This window comes from Streptococcus sp. Marseille-Q6379, from assembly GCF_965119505.1.
The window spans coordinates 383,784-409,156 of record NZ_CBCPLV010000002.1; the positions used below are offsets into that span (position 1 = coordinate 383,784).

Below are 25,373 nucleotides of genomic sequence, written 5' to 3' on the forward strand. Positions count from 1 at the left end.
CCTTTCATAAACGCTGAATACGTTTGAGTTTTCGACTGGTATCCCAATGATAATCGGAAAAATGGATTTCCGGAACCTTAAACTGTTTTTGCTGCGCCAAGAGTTGAAACTGAGCTGTGATAGCTGCTTCTACTTGTTCGTCTCGTTGGCTGAGGCAGACTTCAACAATCTTCTCTGAATGTTGCTTGACTTGATAGTCTCCAACATTTTCCACAAAGAGAATACAACGCCTGATAAAATCAGGATAGATTGTCACCTGTCCTCCATCCTGACCTTCAAAATAGAAGATGTCATCGGAGCGACCTTCGACCTTGTCAATCCTTGTATAATGATAACCACATGAACAAGGTTCAGGATTTTCAACCAAGATATCATTAAGTTTGTAGCGGTAAACAGGTTGACTGCTTCGCTTGAAATCCGTTATCACTGGATAAAATCGATGTTCATCCATATACTCTTTCTCAACAAAAATGATATCTTCATTGAGGTGAAGATGTCCTGCAGAACAAGTGCAGGCTAGAAAACCTTCCGTCGCTTGATAAACCTGGTCAATAATGGGGAGCTTAAAAGCACTCGAAATGCGAATTCTATCACTATCCTCTAAAATTTCTGCCACAGAGACAATTTTTTGCGGTGAGATAGACAAGTCTCCTGCCCTAAGACGCTTGCTCAACTCTATCAGCATGGAAGCTGGTGCCACAACAATCGTCGGTTGATAATGATTAAGACGTTCAATATGTTCATCAGTATTTTTGAAAATATCGAAGTATTCTAATCGTATCAATGCTGTATTGATAGTCTGGTAGAGTTCATTATCTGCTCTCAGGAAAAAGGCAATTCGGTGGCCAAAAAGATGACCCTTGGGCAACATCTTAGCTAAAATAGCTGCCGCCCACATGCTTCGCTCTTTCTCAGTCGTGATGAAGAGGCCACGATGTCCCGATGTTCCTGAAGATAAACCAACAGCTACTTCACCTTTAAGTTCGGTGAAGTCACGAGTCTTTTCACTCTCAATAGCTAAGGCTAAAGCCTCATCGCGATCGATGCCTTGAGTGTTTAACTCATTAAAATGCGCCATCATAAAGGTCTTATCCATATGGTCAAAGTCAGTAGGGACACCATTTTTGAAATAAGGAGACTCTCGCTTTAGAAAATCCATATAGTTAGATAATTGCTTTTTCTGATAAGCTTCTAAAGCTGCTCTCGTTTTGAAGTTGTGAAGCCATCTGGTTTGGATAAAGGTTTTAAGAAAGGTTATTTTTTTCATACAAGATACGCTCTATCCTTTCTACAGGGTCATGGCTAACTAGTACTTCCGTCCCATCTTTTAGGATGTCCTCCAGTAACTCAGTCCCCTTGATATAATCCGCCATATTATCCTGAACCAAGGACGGAATGATGTGCATTTGTTTAGTATAAGGAAGCAAATCGACACCCCAGCACAAGTCCGCTGCGATAAAAAGATTATAATCTGGAATATAGAGACAAGCCTGACCCTTGGCATGACCATCAACAGAGGCTACCAAGATACTTCCATCTCCAAATAAATCACAGGTCGGACGATAAGGAAAAGTTGAGTTTTGCTGATCAGCCTTGATTACTGTTACCTGTTTCTCAAAAGACGCTGGCAAAAATTCCTTAAAAATCAAATCCTTCAACTTAGGCTTCTGATAAACCTCATAAACCTCCTGAGTCAGAAGGAAGCTCGCATTAGGAAAGAAGCCAGCCCCTCCCAAATGATCAGGATGCAGGTGGGAAAGCATAACATAAGTAATGTCCTCAGGTCTAATCCCCTTCGCCTTCAACAAGTTTGAAATCTGATCCTTTTCTGTCATCTGCACCGGCGTTCCTAAACGATACAAGCCATAGCGAAGCTGGGTCTTAATATCGTAGTGATAACCTGTATCATAAAGCAGATAGCCTTTATCTCTGTGTTTGATTAGAAAGACACCGGCTGGAAAGGTCATCTTTTTATTCTTGACTTTCTTGAACAAAAGACCAGTATAGCTAGTACAATATCCCGCAGGAAAATAATCAATGCTTTCGATAATCTTGGACATATTGTTCAATCCCTTCTGAAATCGTTATTTTAGGCCTATATCCTAAGTCACGCTCTGCCTTGCTAATATCCAAAGTCTGACTATAGCGCAGCAAATAATAGGTATAGCGTGTTAGGGCTGGCTCTCCTTTAAGCTTTAAGCTCTTATAAATAAACTCCAAACTACTTGAAATAGCAGATACAAGTGGAGCTGGGATTTTGCGATAACGGATGGGATAGCCCAAACCTCTCAAGGTTTCTTCAATCAAGTTCCTAAATGCTCTGGGTTCTCCATTGGTAATATTATAAACCTCTCCAGCTGCTTGAGGAGTTTCCAAAGCCAGACGAATAGCCAAAGCAACATTTTCCACACAGGTCATATCCATCAGTTGGCGACCATCACCAATCAAAGGAATACCGATCTTCTGACTAAGATTAAGAACACGTGGCAAAATGCTGGTGTCTCCAATTCCAAAAAGTCCTCGAGGTCGCAATATGACACTAGACACATCAGGATAATCTTCAAATAGTTTTTCTGATGCCAATTTACTTCGAATGTAATTATTAAGCCTATTTTCCTGAGGGGCATCGCTTTCTTTGATACCAAGCTGGTCTCTAGGCGCTGCATAGATACTTGGAGACGACACATATACCAAGCGCTCGATATTAGCCTCACTGCAAGCTTCAAGGATGTATTTAGTTCCTAAGACATTCGTTTGGTAAAAGTCTTCCCAAGGACCCCAAACCGTTGACAAAGCACCGGCATGAACGACCATATCCATTTTCTGACAAGCCTTAGTCAAATCCTCTTGGTTTGTCAAATCTCCTTGAATAAAGGTCACAGAGGCATTTACCAGAGACTGGCCAATTGCACGATTACGACCAAAAGCTCGGACTTGATAACCGTGCTCAACCAGTTCTTCCACAACATATTTGCCTAAAAAACCTGTAGCCCCCGTTACTAAAACTTTCTTCATTGTTTTTTCTCCTTGTCTGCCAGCAGGCGAGCTATTTCACCCTCCACTACTTCTGTAGGATGATATGACTTGGCAGCATGACTTAAAGCCTCTAGCTCAGACCAATCTTTCTTAGCCAACAATGCTTCAAAAGCTTGCCCAATTGCCTTGTCATCCTCTCTTTTGGCAGTCAAAGCCACACCTGCCTCAAGTCCACGAATAGCATAGTCATACTGGTCATAATCGTGAGGAAGTATTAAGGATGGCTTTTTATTTATAATACATTGGAAAAAAATACCTGAACCACCGTGGTGAATGACATAATCCATCTGAGGAATGTATTCATTGTAGGGAAGATAAGAAACCACTGAAACATTATCCATTAATTTTTGGCATTGGAATTCTTGCCCTCCAAGACCTAAAGTTACAAAAAACTGGCACTCTGGATGAGACTTAGCTAACAGCTTCGTTTGGTAAATTAAATTGTCCTTTGCCCAATCCAATTGGGTCCCACAAGTCACAAAGACAATTTTACGATTTGCAAATGGCGACAAATCAAGAGGATAATCCTCACATCGCTCAACTGAACCTCCAGTAGGACCCACCCAGTGGTAATGTTCTGGGAACCCTTTCTTTATCTCCAACTCTTTCATTCCTATTCCTAAAATAGAATACGGTGAATAGATACTCTCTTGTCCCTTATGGTTGTACATTTTAAAACCATAACGCTTTAAACGATTTCGTAATAAAAAAGTGGCGGAATACTTCAAGAAACGAGTCAGTTTTCTGCCTAGCCATTGTTGAATCAATTGATTGCGATTCTTCGGACTTCCCATTCCTCCGAAGAAACAAGGAGGACCATCCGTCGTTTCAATAGCAAATTGTGTGGCCATTGTCGTTATCCACGGAATCCCCATTTGCTCTGCAACAAGTCCACCCGACAAACTGACATAATCGGCAATGACTAAATCAGGTCGGCTTACTTTCCATTCCGATAGTAATTGATCGGAAACAAGATTAATAATATCAAGACTAGCTGATAGTTGACGATAAGCAGAAAAAAGGCCCAATTGCTCCTTATTATTAGCCACCCTTTCAAAGTCCATTTCATGACCTTCAAGAATAGTAACAACCTTAAAGCCTGCTGCCTCAGCTACTGCACGTTTCTGCTGTCCCGTGAATAAACGAATATTATAGTGAGGATTTTTTAATAAAGGCATTAGCAGATTCATGGTTGGATAAAGATGCCCACTTAATGGAACGATAACCACATCAATTTTTAGTTTTCCCATAACACTAGAATAGCAAATTTTTTTTGAAAGAACTACTCAAAACCAAATACTATCTATACTCATTTTCTCTGAATAGATACACTTCTTCAGTAAGATTTTTCATCCATTAATCAATCAAAGCTTGCCACAAATACTTTAACATAAAACTTTTCAATATTTTTTAGCAAGAATCCCCTAACTTACCTCCATCATAACAAATATTCTTTCCAAAGGAATTGAGAAGTAGTTTTCTGTCTCAGTAAAATCTGATAAACTAGAGTTATGCAAACAACAGACTCATTTAGTAAGGCAATTATTTTGGGAGCTACAGGAGGGATTGGACGTCACCTAGCAAGTGAACTGGCAAAACATCTTGATTTTCTGGTTCTAGTAGGCCGAAATCCAGACAAACTAGTCCAACTGCAAAATGAATTAGCTGGAAGCAAGGCACAACTTTCAATTAAGGATTTAAATCTGTGTGATAAGGAAGCACTGGAGAATTTTGGAAAGGTATTAGATGCAGACCTTCTGGTCAATTGTGCAGGACTAGCTAGCTTCTCCATAGGAAGTGATTTAGCCACAGAAAAGGAACAAGAGCTCTGGCAGGTAAACTACCATGCTCCAGTCCAGCTAATGAAATTGCTAGTGCAGAAAAATCGGAAAATCCGGCTAGTCCAACTTTCTTCACTGGCAGCTCTTTTTCCTCATCCCTATCTAGCAGCCTACAGTTCCAGCAAGGCTGCCTTGCAGACCTACACTCTTGCTCTCCAGGAGGAACTAAGTCAATCAGATTCCCCAGCTCAGCTAGGTCTCTATATTCTTGGACCAGTCCAAACGTCCATTTTCTCTCAAAAACTAGTTGATGCTCTAGGAGGTAGTCGTTTGCAGATGAAGCCTGAGAAAGTCGCTCAGCAGTTGATTCGATTCATAGAAAGGGGTACTTCCTATGCTGTTATCGGCCTTCGCTATCGCTTGCTCGTTTTGCTAGGTCGTCTGCTTCCCCAAAGATGGATTATTCGTCTCCTTGCAAGGTATTTACGAAAGGGACTTATTAATAGATGAAATTTATATTTATATTTTTAGGCGTTGCTTATCTTCTCTTATTTCTCATCCGTTGGTTGTTGTCCTTCATTTATTATAAAAAAGGCCAGTCTCATATTGCGGACTTCCCAGAAGAGCTTTTTACAGTGGTCCAACCCATCCTCTCTGGGGATCCTCGTTTAGAGAGTGATTTGCGGGTCAATCTCCAGCAAACAAAAGTAGTTGAGTTTTACTGGTTAATTGACCAGTCTGACACAGAAGCTCAGCATGTAGCGAACAAAATTTGCCAAGATGAGTCATTTGCCCAACGTATCCGAATCTTTCTCATTGAAGACGTCCCTCAGGGAATTAATCCCAAGAGTTACAAGATTGAGCAGGTTGTAGAGGAGCTGACCCGGCCTTATCTGATTGTTTTGGACGATGATAGTGTGATTGATTTTTCTAAAATGGGTGAGCTGACTACCCATCTAGGTCAAGAGGTCATTCTGACAGGTATTCCCTATAACCAAGAAAGAAGTAATTTCTGGTCCAAGCTGGTTGCAGCATTCGTTAATGGCAATTCTTTTATTACCTATTTTACCATGGCACAAGTTGAGGCAAATCACTCCATCAACGGGATGTTTTATATCCTACCGGTAGAACTTGCAAAAGATCAGGGGCTCTTCACAGCGATTAAGGACTATCTATGTGATGATTTAGCTGTGGCCGATTTTTTAAGGAGTAAAGGAGTGTCCATTGTTCAAACTCGAGTTACCTGTAATGTCCGTACGACCATCAAGAGTGCCACACAGTACTTGCTCCAGATGAAACGGTGGCTTCTCTTTAGCTCTATCTATCTCAAAGAACACCTAGACTGGAAGGTCTTTTGCCTCATAGGTTTACCGAGTTTTCTACCTCTTCCAGGTTTGATCTTAAGTCTTATTTTAGGTTGGCCTTATCTTCTTCTAGCCTTAAGCTTACTGGTATTCAAGGCAGTTTGGATGCTCCTCTATCGACAAAGCATTCTAACCAATCGCTTACACTTGGATGAAGTCACCTACGAAGTGCTGAATAATCTCCTGCTTCCTTGGCTGTTTGTCTATGTTCTAATGACACCTCCTGTGATTAATTGGCGGGGGCGGAAGATTCGAGTGACGGATGGAAAGATTCGTTATGAGTAAGATGAAGTCCTATCTAGACCGTTTGTCTGCTTTGTCTCCTGATCAGACCATGCTAGACTCTGATCGCTTGGTTCTCTTTCTTAGTGGGAGCAGTGATATTACTTGTAACGGGCTGACAGCTGGGCAACTAGACCTCCTCCATGCAATTTGTCCATCTGGCTATTCAGTGGTAGCCAGTAATTTTCCCTTCAATCAAGATTTTGAACATATAAAGTCTCCACAAGTATCCCTCTTGTCAGCTTCTGCATCCAATATCATCTACTATTGGCATACGATTTTGAACCTTCGTTTCCAAAAGTTGTTACAGGAGCACTTGTCTCCCTTGTTGGAAGCGCAGGAAGTAGTTCTTGTTTGTAAGAGTTCAGGTGTCAATATGCTGACCCAGTGGTTGAATAATTTGGGTAATGAGATATCCCTTCCAAGATTTCGCATAATCGCACTTGGTCCTGTCTCCCAAAAACTCTTAAACAACAAAAAACTAGAGGTACTGGTGATTAAAGGAAAAAAAGATCCATATTCTAAATTCTTGGATTCCCACCAAGCGGATATCCTAGTGGATTCGGATCATTATAGCTATGAATACAAAGAAGATGTGAAAGGAATCATTCATGACTGGATTGAACAAAGTAATAAAGATAGATGTGATTAGCGTACCATTTAGTGGTCATTTATTTCCGACCTTGACACTGGTGAAACCCTTGTTAGAAGACCCTCGTTTTCAAATACGTGTCATCACAGGTTATCAAAAGAAGAAATTAGTTGAAAAAATTGGCTTTGACTGTGTTGCCTTATTTCCTGATCGTCCGACGGTGATGGAAGATATAGCCAATACATCAAAGCAAGCAAATTTATTTATCATGTATCAACAATTAATGGCTAATAGCAGACTGGTCCCTGAAGTTTTCGACGAAATTAATCGAATTTGGGACTCTGAGGGAAGACCAGACTTGGTTATTGCAGATTTTGTAGCAGCTCCTGCTGGTATGTTAGCAGATCATTTGGGAATCCCCTGGATTACGACCATTCCAAGTCCAGTAGCTATTGAGAGTCGCACGACCACTCCTGCTTATTTAGGAGGGTGGAAACCCCATCAGGGAATCCTCTACAAATGTAGAGATGCACTGGGTAGGCAGATTATCCGCATGGCAAAAAGAATTGGCTTTGCACTTGTTAAAAGAAATCTTAAATATTTACAAGATTTCAAACTTTATAGAGAGGATGGTACAGAAACCATCTATTCTCCTTATTCAATTCTGGCTCTGGGAATAAAAGAGTTGGAGTTTAGAGATGATTTTCCACCCCATCTTAAGTGGGTTGGTTATCGCTGTCTTTCTTTTGACAAACTCCCCAAGGAACAAGAACAGTATTTCACGACCTCTAAAAAACGCGTGTTAGTGACTTGCGGCACCCATTTAAAATGGGAAAAAGAAAGAATGGTGAAATTGGCCCAAATACTAAGTCAAGAATATCCTGACTATCATTTTTATGTCACACTAGGTAACCCAAGTGGTTTACAAAATTCGCCACATCATCTAAATAACAATCTTTTACTTTTTGATTATCTGCCCTACACAGACATTCTAGATAAAATGGACTTTGTGATACATCACGCTGGTTCCGGTATTCTAATGGGATGTATCGAACAAGGCATTCCTAGCCTTATTCTTCCTCAAGATTTTGATCAGTTTGACAACGCCTTACGAGCTGAGTTAGCCCAGGTAGGACTTGTCTCTCGAAAAAAGACAGATTCTGAAGTCTTAGATTTATTCCAAGCATTAATTTCTCAAAAAGATTGGCCTAAATTACACTCTCTAACTCAGATAAGCAAAGCCTATCAACCTACAGAAATACTTTATCAAGAGATTGAAAGACTCTTAAACATAGATAAATAATCTTATTTAACAAAAACTTAGGAGAGGACCTAAGTTTTTTTGTAAATTTTAGTCAGTATAAAAAGCCAACCCAAGGTCAGCTTCTTACTGTCTAATATCGCCCAGCGAGTTCATAGTAAGTACGGACAACACGTCCTTTGTAATGCACTCTGACTTTCCGTAGCCAAAGGCTATCACCTTTTTCAAGAATATTAAAGTTAGATTGGCTGACGAAAAAGTTACGCTTGGTTTCACCAACCTTAACCACTAGAAAATGATTAGCCCTTGTTCTTGGTGCTTTGGCAATTCTCTTTCCAATGATGACGCCAACAACCTTAGACCAATCCTCGCTATAATAACCCATCTTGGTTAAAATAAAGAGAAGAAATTTATCCGTTAGTATCCAAATACCAGAAGAAAGAGCAAGTACGAAAAAGACAAATATTCCTGTCACCAAGCCCAGACTACCACTCTCACGTCCACTGTCAAACCAGAGATGCAAACCTTTCTCATTTCCAAAATACAGCAGGGCTAGAAAAATACCTGTAAGAAGGAGAGAGAAGACTCTTTCACTATTTCTTAAAATAAAATCTTTCATGTCCTACTCCTTCTCTACCGTAGTGTAGCTACCATTTTCACTCTTGATAGCAATATCTGATGACATGGAAACTAATAAAGTAATTGGACCACGGACTTGGCCGTCACTATCTCTAAGTTCCCAATTGCTACCGTCAGTTGTTGTTGCAATCCCCTTGGTCTCTTGAGCATTCTCATAAACCGGCAAAACATAAACTTCTGTCACACCTGGTAGTTCTTGACGCTGTCCTGTCGAGCTATCCTCAATCACAAAGGTTGAACTGGCCTGGTCGTATACCACCTTTTTGGTGTCAGAAATGGGCTTGCCTGACTTTTTAGCCAAATCAGAAATAGCAGATGCTGCTTTATCTACCGTCCCCTGTGAGACCAGTTCATTTCCTGTAAGCCCTGTAATGACTTGTATCTTCTTAGGTTGCGATTTCAGCATTTCTCGGGTGAAAAAGCCATTGGCGAGGAAAAAGATACCACATATCATAATGAGAAAATAGACGACAATAATCTTTTGCCCTGTTCGGGTGGGCTCGGTCACTTCCGTCACTTGACGTATCGGACGTCCCTGCCAAACATCTTGCTTGTATTTCTTATCCAAGAGGTCACAAAGGTAGGCCTCCAACAATGTGAAATCAAACTCCTTGGCTAACGTTTCAAGCCCTTCCAAGGTCTCATATTTCAGGCCGCCTCTTTCGAGTATAGCTCCTATAGTCTTAGTCAAACGGTAGGCAAAATCCTGATCACCCAACCAGCCCAAATCAGAGCACTGATTGATATAACCTTTGAGTTTAGAAATAGTCAGAGGATTGCAAAGAAAATACTCCTCAACAACTTGAAGAAAACTATCCTGATCCTTAATAGCTAAATCTTCTCTAAGAACAGAGTCCTCGCTAGTCCTTGAATAAGGCTCACTATGATTGAACGTTTCATGAATATCAGATAAGGCTAACTCATCCAACTGTTCCTGTTCTTCCTCAGAGATCACCTGCTGAAAGTCATGTTCTGTCACTTGCTTGTCTTCGACTTCTTCCGTCGCAGAAGCCGTAAGCTCAAGTTCTTCAAAACTTTCTTGATTTTGACTAGACTTACTAGCATCTGCAGCTTGTTTAAAGGAAGCTTCTAGCTGAGAGGCAGATACCAGACCGACCACGCTGCCATCGGCCTGTTTATGGCCTATGACGGCATCCATATCCTCATTTTCAGAATGCGATTTTTGCCAGGCAAGGGCCTCTTGATAAGCCTTTTGCAGGCGTTGGAAATTTTCAGGGTCATCCTCAGGGTGATAGACCTTACTCTGTTTGGCATAGGCTCTCTTGATGTCTTTAAGATTATTGGTTGGTTGAATGCCCAAAATCGACCAAAAATTCATGCGTCACCTCCTATCTCCAGAAATTAGGGTCATCAGACCTATCAAAGGGCTCACCAGTCTCCTCATGGTCAGCTTCTTCTTGACGGAAAATATCCAAATCATCTAGTGACATGATATTTTCAATGCTATCAAGATAAGCTTGGTAGCGTTTCACGATTTCTTTTCGCTTCTTGATATTGTTAATAGCCAACTGATAGCCTTTTTCAAAATCTTCCATTTGCCACAAAAAATGTAATTGCATCTTATAAGGCATTTCCATGACTAAACGATAGGCCCGCTCAGACTGCGTTTTAAAGTCGGCCTCAAAGGACAATTGATCAGAGACAAACTTGATATTCTCCAGATGCTCACTCTTATCGACTTCTTCGATTTTACTTTGACTACCGATACGATACGTTTTAGTCTCGCCTGTTGACCCCAGTTTAACCTCTATATAGAGCATGGAATTAATATCGTAAGTAAAGGTGGTCTCAAAAAATTCTGTCTTAGTCGCAGTTCCAGGAACATCGATAATAAACTCATCCAAAAAGAGATTTGCCTCAGGGTCGAGTGATTCTCCCTGATAAATCATAAAGCGACACTGTTTCTGTCCCCGACTGGCATAATAATATTTACTTGCAGAGGTCGGAAGGACAGACAGCTTATTAATGACCTTTGAAAAGATATTTTTATCAAAGTCAGAGTCATAGGCACTGATTCCCAATGAGAAAGGACAAATATCTGTAATCACCAAATCTTTGACCTTCTCCTGACGCTCTTTGACCGCCAAGTAAGTCCCCAAACCACGCGCAACCAACTCATCCATATCCTTCAGACGCTTAATAGGAAGATTGAGCAGATTCGTGATATAAGATTGAACCAAAGGCATCATGCTAGACCCACCGACCAAGATAAAAGCATCCAGCTCATGTGCCTTGTAACCACTATCACTCACCGCCCTACCAATAACTTTCTTAACACGGTCAAGAACAGGTTGAATGATGGTCTTAAGCTCTGCCTGATTGTATTGTTTCATGTAATATTGGTCATCATAGGTCAAGGATACCGCAGCCACCTTTTCCTTTTGCAGCTTAAGTTTGCATCGCTCTGCGGATAAGAGGAGGCTAGATTTTTGCTTCCTATCTAATTTCTCCAAATCAATTCCTTGCGACTGACAAAAATCTTCAGCAATAGCCTTATCAAAGTCACTACCTCCCAAGAAGTTATCCCCTGCAATGGAAACAATTGAAATCACATTGTCAAAACAATCAACCACAGAGACATCAAGCGTCCCACCTCCAAAGTCGAAGACAATGAAAGACTCGTCCTTACCAATCTTATGACAAGCAATGGCTGCCGCAGAAGGCTCGTTAATCAAACGTTCTACCTTAATGCCCAATCGTTGTCCGATAGCCTTGGTCGCAGAGCGTTGCTTCTCGTTAAAATAAGCCGGCACACTAATGAGTACCTCATCAACCCTTTCACCTAAGTAGTTTTCAGCATCTGCCACCAACTGTTTAACCACCAGAGTTGACAAATCCGTTGCCGAAAAAGGGCTCCCATCAAGGTAAAAAATTTCATTGGTCCCCATTGAACGTTTAAAGAGTTGGGCCGTGTTATCAGGATCAGTCACTAAGCGTTCCTTGGCAATTTTTCCAACCGTCAAGACATCATCAGACACATGGACCACGCTGGGTGTCAAATATTCTCCAAAATCATTTGGAATCAGCTCAACCCCACCCTCACGATAGGTAACCGCTAGACTATTCGTCGTTCCCAAATCAATACCAATTGTTGCCATAACATTCTCCTAAACTGCTTTTGTCTTTCTATTATAACATAGTCAAAAATGTCCTTTTCAAGAAGTAAATCAACGTTTTCAAATACGCCATGAACTATGAAGGCCTGCATATAATGACATCACATTCTTTTTGAGAACAAAGTGAGTTTAACTGAGACTTTCCGCTGTGATAAAAACCCCTGAAGAACTTAAACTTCAGGGGTTCGGAAGTTTCGAGACCTTATACTCTAAGCTTAGGTATGGAACTTCCTTGACGTTCGCTGACGTCCATCATCACCTAAGGACAGTCTCGAAAAAGATTCTTTATTAGTCAAAACCACCCGTGAGAACGGGTGGCTTGCTCTTCGGCTGAAAGCCTCTGCTACCGGCCGAGGCCTAAAGGCCTACCGAATGGTTTCCCTTCAGCACCACCTTTGCTAGCTGACCCGTCTAGCGGGTCTCTTTAAGATTACTTTCTTTTATTCTTCTCACCTGTAAACGGATCATACTCCTCAAATAGACTTAGCTGATCTGCTATCACGTCTTCTTGTAATTGATTACGAATATATTCTTCAATTCGCTTCTGATTTCGTCCAACCGTATCAACATAAAACCCTCGACACCAAAATTTGCGATTCCCATATTTATACTTTAAATTAGCGTGTCGATCAAATATCATTAAGCTACTTTTGCCCTTTAAATATCCCATAAATGAGGAAATACTTAGTTTCGGTGGTATACTCACCAACATGTGAATATGGTCTGGGCAAGCTTCTGCTTCATGAATTTCAACACCTTTTCTTTCGCATAATAATCGTAAGATTTGACCAATACTTGCTTTGTATTTCCCATAAATTATCTGACGTCGATATTTGGGTGCGAACACAATATGATACTTACAATTCCATGTAGTATGTGCTAAACTATTATTATCCTGTCTCATCAGGGGTCCTCCTTTTGTATATTAGTTAGCGGTCGGGAAACCTTATCTAATATAACACTTTAGGGGGACTTTTTTGATACATCGCTAAAAGCTTTTCGGAACCACTAGCACAGCTAGTGGTTTTCGTGAGACAAGAAAAAATAAAAGCCAACCCAAGGTCAGCTTTTCATTTATCTTAATGACTATTTTTTGAATGGTTCTTCCACCATGATGAGAGGATAGAACCTGAGATATTGTGCCAAATACTAAAGATGGTTGATGGGATGGCAGCTTGTGGCACGAAATATTTCATGGCAAGAGTTGCTCCAAGACTTGAGTCTTGCATCCCCACTTCGAAAGTAATGGCTTTTTGTTGTGGTTCTTCCAAACCAAGGATTTTTGAAAATCCAAAACCAAGGGCATAACCACAAAGGTTATGAAGCATAACAACTGGGATAACAAGGGCTGTCGCTGCTGTGAAAATATTGGCATGGTTGGCAGAAACAACTGCTCCAACAATCAAGAGGATGGCGGCTTGTGAAATCAAAGGCATAATCTTGATGATGGCATCGATTTTCTTACCAAAGATTGAGTGAACGAGCACACCCAAGATAATAGGGACAACCACGATACGCAAGGTACTTAGGAAGAGGCTTTGGGCAGGGACACTCACGTACTGACCAGCCAAGAATGACAAGAGGGTTGGAATCATGAGTGGTGCCAAAAGAGTTGAGAGGGTTTCAATAGAGACATCCAAGGCAACATCCCCACCTGAAAGGAAGGCCATGACACTCGATGAAGTCCCACTTGGACAAGAGCCAACAAGGATAACCCCTGCTGCTGTCGCACCTTTCAGATGGAAAATCATACAAAGCAACCAAGCCAAACCAGGCATGATGACATAGTGAGCTACAGTCCCAAGAACAACTGGAATTGGACGCTTAGCAATACGTTTAAAATCTTCAGTTGTCAACGTAAGCCCCATACCAAAGAGAATCAAACCAAGCAGATAAGCCGTATTGGGAATGACCCAACTACTAGTTGCAGGAAGGGCGTAGTTAAAGGCCGCCCAGAGGATAACAGCTACAGTAAACCATTTGCTGAGCCATTTACTAAAAGATACAAGTGACTCCATAATGAAACCTTCTTTCTATTTTCACGATATAGTATAGCACTTTCATTTTTAATTTCAAGGTAAATTTCGAATTTTCTGAAATTAATTTTAAAAAATAAATCCTCACACTTAACATGCGAGGATTTTGTGATTTCTATAAACCTTAAGCCTTGTCTTGCGACTTTTCTTCAAATTGTTGAGCCCGTTCTTCTCCCCACCACAGTGGCAACAATTCGCCCAAAGTAATGGTCTGACGTGTTTCGTAGTCAACCATAAACTCTAAATTACGATTGTCGGGATGGAGTTCCATTAAAAATTCTCGACAAGCTCCACAAGGCATGCCAGATGGTCCACCATGAGGTGGCTGGTCACGAAAGGCGATAATACGCTTGACCTTAGTCTGACCAGTTTCTTGATACATATTGAAAAGGGCAGCCCTTTCGGCACATAGATGGAAAACACCACACGTCCCTTCCATACAAAAGCCTGTGAAAATTTGCCCATCTTCAGCCTCAACGGCAGCCACAACGTGCCTAGCATAGACAAAGTCTGAGACTTCCTGTGGCTGATACAAAGCTTGAGCCTTTTCATACATCTTCTGCCAAATATCCATTATTTCTCCCTTAACCTCGATCACTTTCTCTATGAGACTTGATAAAGAGTGCAAGCACTATTGATACTGCCGTATAAACCAAAATAAACAAAAGTGATTTCCATGAAAATTTCCCATTGATAGCAAAATTAACGACTAATTCATTGACATGATAGACAGGTGTCCACTCAGAGATACTCTGAACCCACTTAGGGAACATGGAAATAGGAACCCATGAACCACTCACTATAGGCAAGACAAGGTAAATAATATTAGCTACAAGAGACATGATTTGTTGAGATTTAATCTGAGCGATAAGTAAACCAAAAGCTAGAAAGAGTAGACTGGACAAGAGTAAAAGAGCACCTGATCCTAGCCATCTAAAGAATGGCATCTCTACATCTCGGAAAAAGGCACCTACACAAAAGGTCACAATGATAGCAACCATAAAGTTTAGAAGCACACGAAAAATTTTAGAAAGATAATAAGCTGCGATACTAACCTTTGAGTGCTCGATATAGGTCAACCAGTGTTCAATTCGATCCTCTTGTAACATATAGGGAAAGGTGAACAAACCAAAACTAGACATAGAAAAGCCAGTCATGGTTAACATATAAGACAGCAAAAACTCTTTTTGGGCTTCTGGAGTAGGCGCTGAGAAAATACTTGAAAAAAGGAGGAAAAATCCGACGGGTATCCCGATTCCCATGATAAAGACTGGCCAGCTACGCCATGTTTTTATCCATTCTATTTTTAATAATGCTTTCATGCCTTGTCCTCCCTTGTTGAATCAAATAGGCTATCTAAGAGTGTTTTATTTTGAATTTCAATATCAGAGATTCCACAGCCCGCTTCTTCAAGACTTTGCCAGACCTTTTCGATATCTTTGGTCATGAAGCTGATTACATCTCTCTTCTCAGTAATCTCATTGATGTCAGGCAACCCATGAACAATGTTAACAAAGCTACTTGGAAGAGTGACTTGTTTCTCTTTCTCCTCATGTCGCATAGCGTATGGTGTGGTATCTCTGATAAGTTTCCCTTGATGGAGGACTAAGATACGGTCAGCTGTGTGTTCCACTTCTTCGATATAGTGAGAGGAATAGAGAATGGTCACACCTGATTTTTTCAAGTCATTAACAATTTCCCAGAAACGCTGACGAGTGGAGGTATCCATACCAGCTGTCGGTTCGTCCAAAAAGAGGATTTTTGGTTTATCAATCAAACAAAGGACAAAAGCCAGAAGACGTCTTTGACCACCTGAGAGTTTGTCCGCAAACTGCTGGTACTGGTCTTCCTTAAATTGCAGGAGTTCCTGAACCTCTTGATTGGTCAAGGGATTATCAGAAATAGATTGGAAGAAGGCAATCAGCTCTTCCACTTTCAAACTATTTGGAATGGTATTTTCCTGAAGGAGAACCGCAATTTTATTTTTGGCCTTACCTGCCTTACCATCAATGAGGACCTGACCACTGCTGGGCTTTTTATCTCCAAGAATACAAGACATCAAGACAGTCTTACCCGCCCCATTAGGTCCAATCAAGGCGACACAATCTCCCTGGTTAATCTCAAAACTAATATCCTCTAAAATGGTCTTTCCCTTGATGCGTTTTCCAAGGGATGTGACTTGAATAACCGTTTCACTCATACCTGTGATTTCCTTTCTTTTATAGAAGCCATACTAATTGCCAATAGAGCTGATATCATTGGACTCCCTTAATACTCCACTTCCAGCTCAGTGCAGAAGAGACTTCCGCTCAGATGAAGCCTTGTTTCAACTTGCTCTAAATCAGATTCAAAACGATCCACCTTTACAGATGATAGGGGATGTGAGATTCCAGTGGTGTCCATGACACAGCCATGAGGAAGTCGAATATGAACTTCACCAAACTTAGCATCAAGATGAACTGCTACCTGACTTGATGCAAAGCTGGCTTGACTCAAATCCAGCCACAGCTCACCGAAAGCCATATTCATATCAACCGTTTCGACTTCTTGAGAATAGATGCGATACCTATCCTCAGCCATATATGTCTTAACAGAAATATGTGGTCCTTCTTGGTCGTTCTTATTGACCTTATAGTCTTTAGTGAGACCCTTCTTTTGCCTATTGCCATAGAGCAACTCTAAGGCCAAACCTATTAGAAAGATACCGCTAAAGAGATTCCACTGTGCAAAATCGAGGTCTAACAAGTCATGAACATAGGGCGATAAGAAGGCCAAACCAAGAAAAATGAGGAGAGGTCGCCTATTCAAGATACCAAAACAAAAGAAGGCCACGAAGAAGACCAGATTATAGTTGACCATGATCCAAAAATCTGGAATAAAGGCACTAGCGATAAAACAAGCTGCTAGTAAAAACAACAAGAAGGACCGAAGATTAAATCGTTCCATAAGAAAACTCCTTTCTAGTAAATGATTGCAATTTTCTAATTATTTCCACTACCAGTATAGCACTATTTGTAAGCGTATTCAATGTTATACAAGAAGGATTTGCAAGAAAAAAAGAGCTTTCGCTCTTTCATTATTTTCAATATTTGATAGTTACTTGTCCAAAGGATACCGAGCCTGTTAGAGCTACTGTAGTACTTGATAATTCTCGCTCTCCTAGACCATCATAGCCTTTCACTCCTGCTAGGCTAGTATGAAGTCCGTGGGTATCCACTTGCCAATCCTTGGGCACTCGAATGATAACCTGAGAAAAATTGGCCTGAACCACAATCTGAGGTCGGTCTGTCATAAACTGAGCCTGACACAAATCCAAGGTCAAACGCCCAAAATCAGCATTGGCATAGACAGTTTCGAGGTTTTGAGAAGTCACCACTTGCACAGACTCTGAAAAAAGAGTCTTAGCAAAAATCTCTCGCTCATGTTCTTTAGACACCTTGTAAGAGAATTTTTTCTTATAATTTGGCTTGCTCAAACGGTCCACTGCAATCCCCAAGATAAGAATTCCTACAAAGAGTGTCCATTCCGAATAGTCCAATCTAAAGAGGTCATGGATATAGGTCGATAGAAAAGCCATCCCCAAGAAAAAGAGAAATTTTCCCTTAGATTGCCAGCTCAAAAGCACAAAAAGCAAGGCTAAAATCAACTTATAATTAAAAGCCAAATACAAATCTGGAATAAAAGCTGTTGCGATAAAATAGGCAGCAATGATAAGTAAGGTAATAACACCTGAATTAAAGCGTTTCATAACAGTTCCTTTCTAAATCCTATCCTTGAGTTTTTCCACAAAAAGGTAGGCTGCTGGACAGAAAAGCGTATTTTTGATAGTCAGATGATTGATCTGATAGATTTTCTTACGATCCGTGTGAGGAAAGGCTGCACAGGCCTTAGGACGGACATCATAAATATCACAGAGATTATCAGGCCCTAAGAAGGGACAAGGCATAGACTTGAAGACCTTGTCGCCATCCTCATCTACCTGAAGGTACAGCTCCTCGAAGGCAGGTAATTTCATTCGAAAATGCTTGGCAATGCGAGTAATGTCCTGCTCTGTGAAGTCGGGACCAAGCGTCTTACAACAATTGGCACACTGAGTACAATCAATTTCTTGAAAGACTTCATTGTGTACCTGCTGAACAATCTTATCTAAATTTTTAGGAGCCTTCTTCTTGAGTTGTGCTAGAAACTTTCGGTGCTCCCCTTGCTTTTGACGTGCCAATTCCTCATAACGTTTGACATCAATAGTCTGTGACATGTATTTTCTCCGATAATTTATAATTCTGTCATCTATTATAGCATAAAAGAAATAGAGCCTAGCTTGAACTAGACTCTATGTCAGTTACATTGATACGATTCTACGATAAGAACGCGACGTTAGGACGAAAACCAAGATATAGGCTAGGAAGAATACGCCACAAACAATGATAGTAACCACTAACATAAGACTTGGATTAAGAACTCCAATGATACGCACAATCAAACTGATCATATGATAGGCAAAGGCCAAGTGAATAAAGGCAAAAATCAAGGGGAGGAAGAAGACAGTAAGGACTTGCTTTCCAATGGTTTGCTTGACTTGGAGGTCGTCCAAGCCAATCTTTTGAAGAATAACAAAGCGCTCACGATCCTCATAACCCTCGGAAATCTGTTTATAGTAAATCACGAGAACTGTGCCAAGCATGAAGATGATGGATAGGAAGATGCCGATAAAGAAGGTTCCACCAACAAAGCCATTTACCATGCCTTCTGCATCATATCGGCTATTTGCAGTGAAGTAAGACTTAGGGAGGCCAGTAGTTTGTCCAGCTAACTGTTGTGTTTCTTTATCCGTGATTTTGTCTAACAAATCTGAATTTTTCTTGGCATCATGTGAAGGGTCTTTGACATTAACACCAACATAGGTAGCTTGGGTGGTTGCTGTTCCTTTGATACTTTCTTGAAAATCATCCATATCAGGAACAACAAGGTAGCTATAATCAGAAACTATGATTGTGAAGAGGTTGGGTACTTTACCTTTAAGAAAGTCATTAAGGCTATCATGGATCTGGTAGGTTTGACTGTTGACAGACAAACTCTTTTGATCTTTTAATGTTTTATTTTTAGTAAATAAGCCAACTTGATTCGAAGTCAGATTGAGGTCTTTACCTGTTAATTGTTTATAAGTAGATTGTGAGAAGACAAGAAAAATTGACTTTAGTAGAACTTTTCTTTCATTCTCAGAAAAGATGGTTAGCTTGTTTTTTTCTTGTTCTTTGATACCAAAGTAGAGGTAACTTGCTTCCACTTTTCTATTTACCTGATTTCCCGTCTGTACTAAGAAATCATCTATAGCTCTCCGTGTACTTGTTAAATCTACATTCGTCCCTGTAACTGAGTAATCATGCGGAGCAGAACTCGCCAGATAGTCTTTTTTTCCAGCATAAATACTTGCAGCACCTACAAGTGTCACCAAAACAATACTTGAGAGAATGGCAATGGTCGCCAGCCCAACTGCATTTTTTTTCATCCGAAAGACAAGGTTGGAAATGGAAATCATATTATTGGGCTTGTAATAGTAGCTCTTCTTCTTTTTCAAGAGTTGCAGAACAACTGTTGTCCCGGCATTAAAGAGAAGGTAAGTCCCTAGAATGACCAGTAGAACAGCTAGGAAAAAACTCATAATAGCCGTTACTGGATTCTGAACAGAGAGAGCAAGATAGTAACCATACCCCATAGCACCAAGTCCCAAAAGGGTTTGAATAACTAGGAAACGTCCCTTTTTTTCACCCTTAAGGCCATCTTTAGTTAATTGTAAAGGATTAAGCCGTAGCAATCGGAAACCATTTACCAAAACCAACAAACCAAAAATACAAGCAAAGATGACAAGAACAATAGGAATTGTCATTACTTGAAAGGTCGAAACTAAACCAGTACTTTCACCGATAAGCCTTTGAAGAAAAGCATAAATGAGTTTATCGAAAAGTGCCCCCACACCTATACCTAGAAGCAAAGTCACAAAACTCATAATCACTGTTTCTTTTAGAATCATACTAAAGAGGTGACGCTTCTCTAAGCCTAGCACACTATAGAGACCAAGCTCCCTTGAACGATTTTTCATAACAAAGCTATTGGCATAAAGAACAATAATTCCAGAGGATAGGGCGACAATTCCAAGTCCCATCCCCAAAACCATCTTGATAGCATCTGCCCCAGTCAAGTCATCCAGATGTGGATTAAGCGTTAAAGACGTAAAAATATAGGTAATGGCAATAGCCAGAATTGTTGCTAAAGCAAAAGGATAATAAAGCTTACGATTTTTTATGAGATTGGACAAAGCCAGTCTATTGGTTAGACGAAACATATTAGTTCACCTCACTTGCCATTGCAGTTAGTGTATCGGAAATTTCCTGGAACATTTGATGTTCAGACTTATCTCCTTTGAAGATTTGATTATAAAGAATACCATCCTTGATAAACAAAACACGCTTCGCTCGACTGGCGGCCGCTGTCGAGTGAGTTACCATGAGAATGGTCTGACCGCTGGCATTAATAGCATCAAAGACATCTAAGAGTGCCGCTGAAGATTTGGAATCCAGAGCACCTGTTGGCTCATCTGCTAAGAGGATTTCTGGTTGAGTGATGATTGCACGCGCAACCGCAACCCTTTGTTTTTGCCCACCTGAAATTTCATAAGGGTACTTCTCTAGTAAGGAATGAATTCCCAGTTGACGACTGATTGCATCAACTTGTGTCATCATTTGCTTAAGTGGGCGACGAGAAAGAACCAAAGGTAGCAAGATATTATCTTTAACGGATAGGGTATCTAAAAGATTGAAATCCTGGAAAACAAACCCTAATCTTTCACGACGGAAACTGGAAGCATCCTTGTTTTTGATGGTTGCTGTGTCCATACCATTCAGATAGACACGCCCTGCTGTTGGTTTATCAAGCATGGCAAGGATATTAAGCAAGGTTGATTTTCCTGAGCCGGACTCACCCATGATTGCAACATAGTCACCTTTATCAACCGTAAAATGGATATCTTTAAGGGCTTCAACCTGATTTCCTTTGAAACGTGTTTTATAGATTTTTTTAACATGTTGAACATCTAGTAATGTCATAATAAGCTCCTTTATTTAATAGATATGGAAGAGATTTTAGGAACCTCTTACTTAACTTCTGATACCATTTTATAGAAAAAGCAAGGTCTTAACCATAACCCTTGCTTTCATTTCTAGCCTTATTTCTTACACTTTTGTAAGTTATTAATCAATAGCCAACTTCTGCTTTTGAAAATGAATGGAAACTGTGGTTCCTTGACCTACTTGGGAACTAATACTAATATCATGTCCAAGCTGATCAGCAATTTTCTTAGAAAGATAGAGTCCCAGTCCAGACGACTGCTGAGTCAAGCGGCCATTGTAACCTGAAAAACCACGCTCAAAGACACGTAAAATATCACTATCCTTGATACCAATCCCAGAATCTTTAAGATAAAGCCTATTATCTTTGAAGTAAATGTCAATGCCACCACTTTTTGTGTACTTCAAACTATTTGACAAGACTTGCTCTATGATAACCAAGAGCCATTTTTCATCTGAAACGACCTTAACATCCAAGTCATGTAGATTAATAGTCAATCCTTTTTGAATAAAGAAAAGACTATGCTTTTTAACAACTTCTTTAACTAAGGGGTCTAATGCAACCTGCCTCAACTGCAAATCATCATGAAAGTTTTCCAAACGTAAATACTGCAAGACCAGATTGGTGTAGGCATCAATCTTGAAGACCTCTTGCTCCAAGAGAGCCCTCGTTTTACTATCTGTAACATCCCCTAACAATAATTGACTGGCTGCTATTGGCGTCTTGATTTGATGCACCCAAAGGGTATAGTAGTCCATCAAATCTGTATAGCGCTTGCGCTCCTCCTCAGTCTGAACCATTTGACTCTCCTTAGCATTTTCCAAGACCTGAGCTAGATAAAACTCTAAAGGACTTGATGGTGTCATTTTCTCATAGAGATAGGCTAAGTTATAAGACTGATAAGAGCTAACCAAGTCCCAAATAACTATGATGATAGCCACAAATGTCAGTATGGTCAAGGCATAATGAAGAATATCTGCTGCCTCTTCAAATAAAAAGGCAAACAAAACCAAGATGATTCCATTAAAAATAAACAAAAGATAGAAAGGTAGACGAGACCTAATCTGATATTTGATAAATTGACGCTTATCCATCATGACGCAACCCGTAACCGACACCTTTCTTGGTTTCAATAAAATCCTTCAAACCAACTGCCTCTAACTTCTTACGTAAACGTGCCACATTGACAGACAGGGTATTATCATCAATAAAGAAGTCACTGTTCCAAAGCTCCTTCATGAGGTCTTCCCGACTAACGATATTTCCAGCATGGTCGAAGAGAACTTGTAAAATCTGAAACTCGTTCTTGGTCAAAGAAACGACTTCTCCCTGATAAACCAGATCCATGGCCTTAAGGTTCAGAATCACACCCATATATTCCAAAAGACTCTGATCCTTTCCAAACTCATAAGATCGGCGCAAAAGCCCTTGAATTTTTGCCAAGAGAACATTTTGGTCAAAGGGTTTAGTCACAAAGTCGTCCCCACCCATATTGATTGCCATAACGATATCCATGGCCTGATCTCTGGAAGACAAGAACATAATAGGCACCTTGGAGACCCTACGAATTTCCTGACACCAATGATAACCATTAAATAGAGGTAAACCAATATCCATAAGAACCAAGTGGGGCTCTACTTTTACAAAAATAGATAATACTTCCATGAAATCTTCAACAAGAAAAACTTCGTAACCCCACTGTTCTAGCATTTTCTTGACTTGTTGACGGATAACCTCGTCGTCCTCCACTAATAAAATCTTATGCATAACTCAACCTCTTTCATTTCCCACTATTATAACAATAAATACCCCAAGAAACGACCTTTCTCAGCAAATCTTACAATAATGTTAGATTAAATTTTCCAACTTTTAAAATAGTGCGTTTTCATAGAAAAAATCCTTTGAGTCTTCAAAGAAAATATAGTATTATAATAGAGTTGATGTTGGTTTATCACCAACCAACGACAGCTTCATCGAATAATGAGAACATTACTTATTTATGTCACGAATTGGCGTGACGTTTCTACAAGGTGCCGTAACACCTAACAATAAGTAAGTCATAAAGTCATCAAAAGATTTTACCGTCTTTTTATGATTTTAAAGGCTTGCTTGGCAGGCCTTTTTCTGTTATTCGATTGGTTTGATCTTTGTCAGAGTCTCAATGGAATCTGAGAAAATCAAAATACACTTTAGTTTTATTTTTTATAGGAGGTAATATGAAATTACTGGAAGACCGCATTCTCAAAGATGGGAATGTCCTTGGGGAGAACATCCTCAAAGTTGACTCTTTCCTTACTCACCAAGTGGACTTTGATCTCATGCGTGAGATTGGAAAGATCTTTGCTGAAAAGTTCAAGGATGCAGGCATCACCAAGGTGGTGACTATCGAGGCATCTGGTATTGCTCCAGCCCTCTATGCTGCTGAGGCTTTGGATGTCCCTATGATCTTTGCAAAGAAGGCTAAAAATATCACCATGAATGAAGGGATCCTCACTGCTGAGGTTTACTCCTTCACTAAGCAGGTGACTAGCACTGTCTCTATCGCAAGCAAGTTCCTCACTCCTGAAGATAAGGTTCTCATCGTTGATGACTTCCTAGCTAACGGCCAAGCTGCCAAAGGCTTGATTCAAATCATCGAAGAAGCTGGCGCACACGTCGAAGCGGTCGGTATCGTTATTGAGAAATCTTTCCAAGATGGTCGTGCCCTTCTGGAAGAAGCTGGTTACCCAGTCGTTTCACTTGCTCGTTTGGATCGTTTTGAAAATGGTCAGGTCGTATTTAAGGAGGCAGACATCTAATGCAAAATAAAGAGAAACATTCGCAGGCAGCGGTCCTAGGGCTGCAACACCTACTTGCCATGTACTCGGGATCAATCCTGGTTCCAATCATGATTGCTGGAGCCTTAGGCTATTCAGCTCATGAATTAACCTACTTGATTTCAACCGACATTTTCATGTGTGGTGTAGCAACCTTCCTCCAACTTCAACTTAATAAATACTTCGGTATCGGTCTTCCAATTGTTCTTGGGGTTGCCTTCCAGTCAGTAGCACCACTTATTATGATTGGTGAGAAACACGGTAGTGGTGCTATGTTTGGTGCCCTTATCGTTTCAGGGATTTATGTTATCCTCGTTTCTGGTGTCTTTTCAAAAGTGGCCAATCTCTTCCCTTCTATCGTTACAGGATCAGTCATCACAACTATTGGTTTGACCCTCATCCCTGTGGCTATCGGAAATATGGGAAATAATGCTGATAAGCCTACTGGTCAAAGCCTCTTCCTTGCAGCTATCACCGTTCTCATCATCCTTTTGATTAATATTTTCACTAAAGGATTTATCAAATCCATCTCAATCTTGATTGGTTTGATTGTCGGTACTGCCATCGCAGCAAGCATGCACTTGGTTGACTTCTCACCAGTAGCTGCGGCACCTATTGTTCACGTGCCAACACCATTCTACTTCGGAATGCCTAAGTTTGAGTTGTCATCAATCATCATGATGTGTATTATCGCTACAGTGTCTATGGTTGAATCAACTGGAGTTTACTTGGCCCTCTCTGATATTACCAAAGAACCACTCGATAGCACTCGCCTTCGTAACGGTTACCGCGCTGAAGGTTTGGCTGTTCTCCTTGGTGGACTCTTCAACACCTTCCCATACACTGGTTTTTCACAAAACGTTGGTCTTGTGAAATTGTCAGGTATCAAGACTCGCTTGCCAATCTACTATGCAGCTGGTTTCCTTGTTCTTCTTGGACTCCTTCCTAAGTTTGGTGCCTTGGCTCAAATCATCCCAAGACCAGTCCTTGGTGGCGCTATGCTTGTCATGTTCGGTTTTGTTTCTATCCAAGGGATGCAAATCTTGGCACGTGTTGATTTCGCCAACAACGAACACAACTTCTTGATTGCTGCGGTATCAATCGCTGCAGGGGTTGGTCTTAACGGCAGCAACCTCTTCAACAGCCTACCAAATGCTTTCCAAATGTTCTTCTCAAACGGTATCGTCGTTGCAAGTTTGCTTGCCATCGTCCTCAATGCCATTTTGAACCATAACAAAAAAGAAAAATAACACAAGAACACCTGAGTCACTTGACTTAGGTGTTTTCTTTGAAATTAAAATCTTCAA

At 40.5% G+C, this 25,373-nt stretch carries 25 protein-coding genes and 1 riboswitch; of the genes, 6 read left to right on the plus strand and 19 right to left on the minus strand.

What is annotated here, in order from left to right; genetic code table 11:
- Nucleotides 1-4: 4 nt before the first annotated feature.
- Genes ACWPVZ_RS08520 through ACWPVZ_RS08535 form a run of 4 tightly spaced genes read right to left on the minus strand, consistent with a single transcriptional unit; the run spans nucleotide 5 to nucleotide 4,286 of the window.
- The gene (locus tag ACWPVZ_RS08520; protein WP_454381816.1) at nucleotides 5-1,267 is read right to left on the minus strand and encodes a F390 synthetase-related protein; all 1,263 of its coding nucleotides are present in this window, start codon (nucleotides 1,265-1,267) and stop codon (nucleotides 5-7) included.
- Nucleotides 1,245-2,060 carry an MBL fold metallo-hydrolase gene (locus tag ACWPVZ_RS08525; RefSeq protein ID WP_316583361.1) on the minus strand — a complete coding sequence of 272 codons (816 nt, stop codon included), beginning with the start codon at nucleotides 2,058-2,060 and terminating at the stop codon, nucleotides 1,245-1,247. Before ACWPVZ_RS08525 ends, ACWPVZ_RS08520 begins: the two co-directional genes overlap by 23 nt.
- Entirely contained in the window at nucleotides 2,035-3,015 is a 981-nt protein-coding gene (locus ACWPVZ_RS08530; protein ID WP_454381817.1) for an NAD-dependent epimerase/dehydratase family protein, read from the minus strand. Before ACWPVZ_RS08530 ends, ACWPVZ_RS08525 begins: the two co-directional genes overlap by 26 nt.
- Nucleotides 3,012-4,286: a glycosyltransferase gene (locus tag ACWPVZ_RS08535; RefSeq protein ID WP_454381818.1), complete on the minus strand. Its 1,275-nt coding sequence runs from the start codon at nucleotides 4,284-4,286 to the stop codon at nucleotides 3,012-3,014. The genes ACWPVZ_RS08530 and ACWPVZ_RS08535 overlap by 4 nt, the downstream gene beginning before the upstream one ends.
- Before the next feature lie 261 nt (nucleotides 4,287-4,547).
- Between ACWPVZ_RS08535 and ACWPVZ_RS08540 the strand changes: the two genes are divergently transcribed.
- From ACWPVZ_RS08540 to ACWPVZ_RS08555, 4 genes are read left to right on the plus strand one after another with little or no spacing between them, the layout of a single operon-like run.
- Complete coding sequence (locus tag ACWPVZ_RS08540) at nucleotides 4,548-5,327, plus strand: SDR family NAD(P)-dependent oxidoreductase (protein WP_454381819.1); 780 nt, start codon at nucleotides 4,548-4,550, stop codon at nucleotides 5,325-5,327.
- Nucleotides 5,324-6,466 carry a glycosyltransferase gene (locus ACWPVZ_RS08545; protein ID WP_454381820.1) on the plus strand — a complete coding sequence of 381 codons (1,143 nt, stop codon included), beginning with the start codon at nucleotides 5,324-5,326 and terminating at the stop codon, nucleotides 6,464-6,466. The genes ACWPVZ_RS08540 and ACWPVZ_RS08545 overlap by 4 nt, the downstream gene beginning before the upstream one ends.
- Nucleotides 6,459-7,115, plus strand: a complete 657-nt coding sequence (locus tag ACWPVZ_RS08550; RefSeq protein ID WP_454381821.1) for a hypothetical protein — start codon at nucleotides 6,459-6,461, stop codon at nucleotides 7,113-7,115. The genes ACWPVZ_RS08545 and ACWPVZ_RS08550 overlap by 8 nt, the downstream gene beginning before the upstream one ends.
- Nucleotides 7,075-8,358 carry a glycosyltransferase gene (locus ACWPVZ_RS08555; protein WP_454381822.1) on the plus strand — a complete coding sequence of 428 codons (1,284 nt, stop codon included), beginning with the start codon at nucleotides 7,075-7,077 and terminating at the stop codon, nucleotides 8,356-8,358. Before ACWPVZ_RS08550 ends, ACWPVZ_RS08555 begins: the two co-directional genes overlap by 41 nt.
- 91 nt (nucleotides 8,359-8,449) lie before the next feature.
- Here the strand turns inward: ACWPVZ_RS08555 and ACWPVZ_RS08560 are convergent, their stop codons facing one another.
- The 15 genes from ACWPVZ_RS08560 to ACWPVZ_RS08630 all read right to left on the minus strand — a co-directional run bounded on the left by ACWPVZ_RS08560 (nucleotide 8,450) and on the right by ACWPVZ_RS08630 (nucleotide 23,017).
- On the minus strand, nucleotides 8,450-8,935 hold the full coding sequence (locus ACWPVZ_RS08560; protein WP_454381823.1) for a hypothetical protein: 486 nt from the start codon (nucleotides 8,933-8,935) through the stop codon (nucleotides 8,450-8,452).
- Between the two features lie 3 nt (nucleotides 8,936-8,938).
- Nucleotides 8,939-10,294, minus strand: a complete 1,356-nt coding sequence (locus ACWPVZ_RS08565; RefSeq protein WP_201709651.1) for a J domain-containing protein — start codon at nucleotides 10,292-10,294, stop codon at nucleotides 8,939-8,941.
- A 10-nt stretch (nucleotides 10,295-10,304) separates the two neighbouring features.
- Complete coding sequence (locus tag ACWPVZ_RS08570; protein WP_454381824.1) at nucleotides 10,305-12,074, minus strand: Hsp70 family protein; 1,770 nt, start codon at nucleotides 12,072-12,074, stop codon at nucleotides 10,305-10,307.
- Between the two features lie 448 nt (nucleotides 12,075-12,522).
- Nucleotides 12,523-12,996: an IS200/IS605 family transposase gene (tnpA, locus tag ACWPVZ_RS08575; protein ID WP_002891962.1), complete on the minus strand. Its 474-nt coding sequence runs from the start codon at nucleotides 12,994-12,996 to the stop codon at nucleotides 12,523-12,525.
- 175 nt (nucleotides 12,997-13,171) lie between these two features.
- A complete protein-coding gene (locus ACWPVZ_RS08580) occupies nucleotides 13,172-14,110 on the minus strand; it encodes a bile acid:sodium symporter family protein (protein WP_037602152.1) in 939 nt (312 codons plus the stop codon).
- 142 nt (nucleotides 14,111-14,252) lie between these two features.
- Complete coding sequence (locus ACWPVZ_RS08585; protein ID WP_118057929.1) at nucleotides 14,253-14,702, minus strand: cytidine deaminase family protein; 450 nt, start codon at nucleotides 14,700-14,702, stop codon at nucleotides 14,253-14,255.
- A 10-nt stretch (nucleotides 14,703-14,712) separates the two neighbouring features.
- A complete protein-coding gene (locus ACWPVZ_RS08590) occupies nucleotides 14,713-15,450 on the minus strand; it encodes an ABC transporter permease (protein ID WP_193757458.1) in 738 nt (245 codons plus the stop codon).
- Nucleotides 15,447-16,328 (minus strand): ABC transporter ATP-binding protein, encoded by an 882-nt coding sequence (locus ACWPVZ_RS08595; RefSeq protein ID WP_193757459.1) that lies wholly within the window; start codon nucleotides 16,326-16,328, stop codon nucleotides 15,447-15,449. Before ACWPVZ_RS08595 ends, ACWPVZ_RS08590 begins: the two co-directional genes overlap by 4 nt.
- Nucleotides 16,329-16,396: 68 nt before the next feature.
- Nucleotides 16,397-17,074, minus strand: a complete 678-nt coding sequence (locus tag ACWPVZ_RS08600; RefSeq protein ID WP_193757460.1) for a hypothetical protein — start codon at nucleotides 17,072-17,074, stop codon at nucleotides 16,397-16,399.
- A gap of 136 nt (nucleotides 17,075-17,210) precedes the next feature.
- Nucleotides 17,211-17,876, minus strand: coding sequence for a hypothetical protein (locus ACWPVZ_RS08605; RefSeq protein ID WP_201709649.1), 666 nt, complete (start codon nucleotides 17,874-17,876; stop codon nucleotides 17,211-17,213).
- Between the two features lie 12 nt (nucleotides 17,877-17,888).
- Nucleotides 17,889-18,383 carry a YkgJ family cysteine cluster protein gene (locus ACWPVZ_RS08610; RefSeq protein ID WP_037600991.1) on the minus strand — a complete coding sequence of 165 codons (495 nt, stop codon included), beginning with the start codon at nucleotides 18,381-18,383 and terminating at the stop codon, nucleotides 17,889-17,891.
- Nucleotides 18,384-18,467: 84 nt separating this feature from the next.
- Nucleotides 18,468-20,468, minus strand: coding sequence for an FtsX-like permease family protein (locus tag ACWPVZ_RS08615; protein WP_454381825.1), 2,001 nt, complete (start codon nucleotides 20,466-20,468; stop codon nucleotides 18,468-18,470).
- A 1-nt stretch (nucleotide 20,469) separates the two neighbouring features.
- Complete coding sequence (locus tag ACWPVZ_RS08620; protein WP_201709647.1) at nucleotides 20,470-21,228, minus strand: ABC transporter ATP-binding protein; 759 nt, start codon at nucleotides 21,226-21,228, stop codon at nucleotides 20,470-20,472.
- A gap of 144 nt (nucleotides 21,229-21,372) precedes the next feature.
- Nucleotides 21,373-22,347 carry a sensor histidine kinase gene (locus ACWPVZ_RS08625; protein WP_414079888.1) on the minus strand — a complete coding sequence of 325 codons (975 nt, stop codon included), beginning with the start codon at nucleotides 22,345-22,347 and terminating at the stop codon, nucleotides 21,373-21,375.
- A complete protein-coding gene (locus ACWPVZ_RS08630; protein ID WP_454381826.1) occupies nucleotides 22,337-23,017 on the minus strand; it encodes a response regulator transcription factor in 681 nt (226 codons plus the stop codon). Before ACWPVZ_RS08630 ends, ACWPVZ_RS08625 begins: the two co-directional genes overlap by 11 nt.
- Nucleotides 23,018-23,223: 206 nt before the next feature.
- Nucleotides 23,224-23,319: riboswitch (purine riboswitch) on the plus strand.
- Nucleotides 23,320-23,466: 147 nt separating this feature from the next.
- Here ACWPVZ_RS08630 and ACWPVZ_RS08635 point away from each other — a divergent pair.
- Entirely contained in the window at nucleotides 23,467-24,048 is a 582-nt protein-coding gene (locus ACWPVZ_RS08635; RefSeq protein ID WP_002885204.1) for a xanthine phosphoribosyltransferase, read from the plus strand.
- Nucleotides 24,048-25,316, plus strand: a complete 1,269-nt coding sequence (locus tag ACWPVZ_RS08640; RefSeq protein WP_454381827.1) for a nucleobase:cation symporter-2 family protein — start codon at nucleotides 24,048-24,050, stop codon at nucleotides 25,314-25,316. The genes ACWPVZ_RS08635 and ACWPVZ_RS08640 overlap by 1 nt, the downstream gene beginning before the upstream one ends.
- Nucleotides 25,317-25,373: the final 57 nt, after the last annotated feature.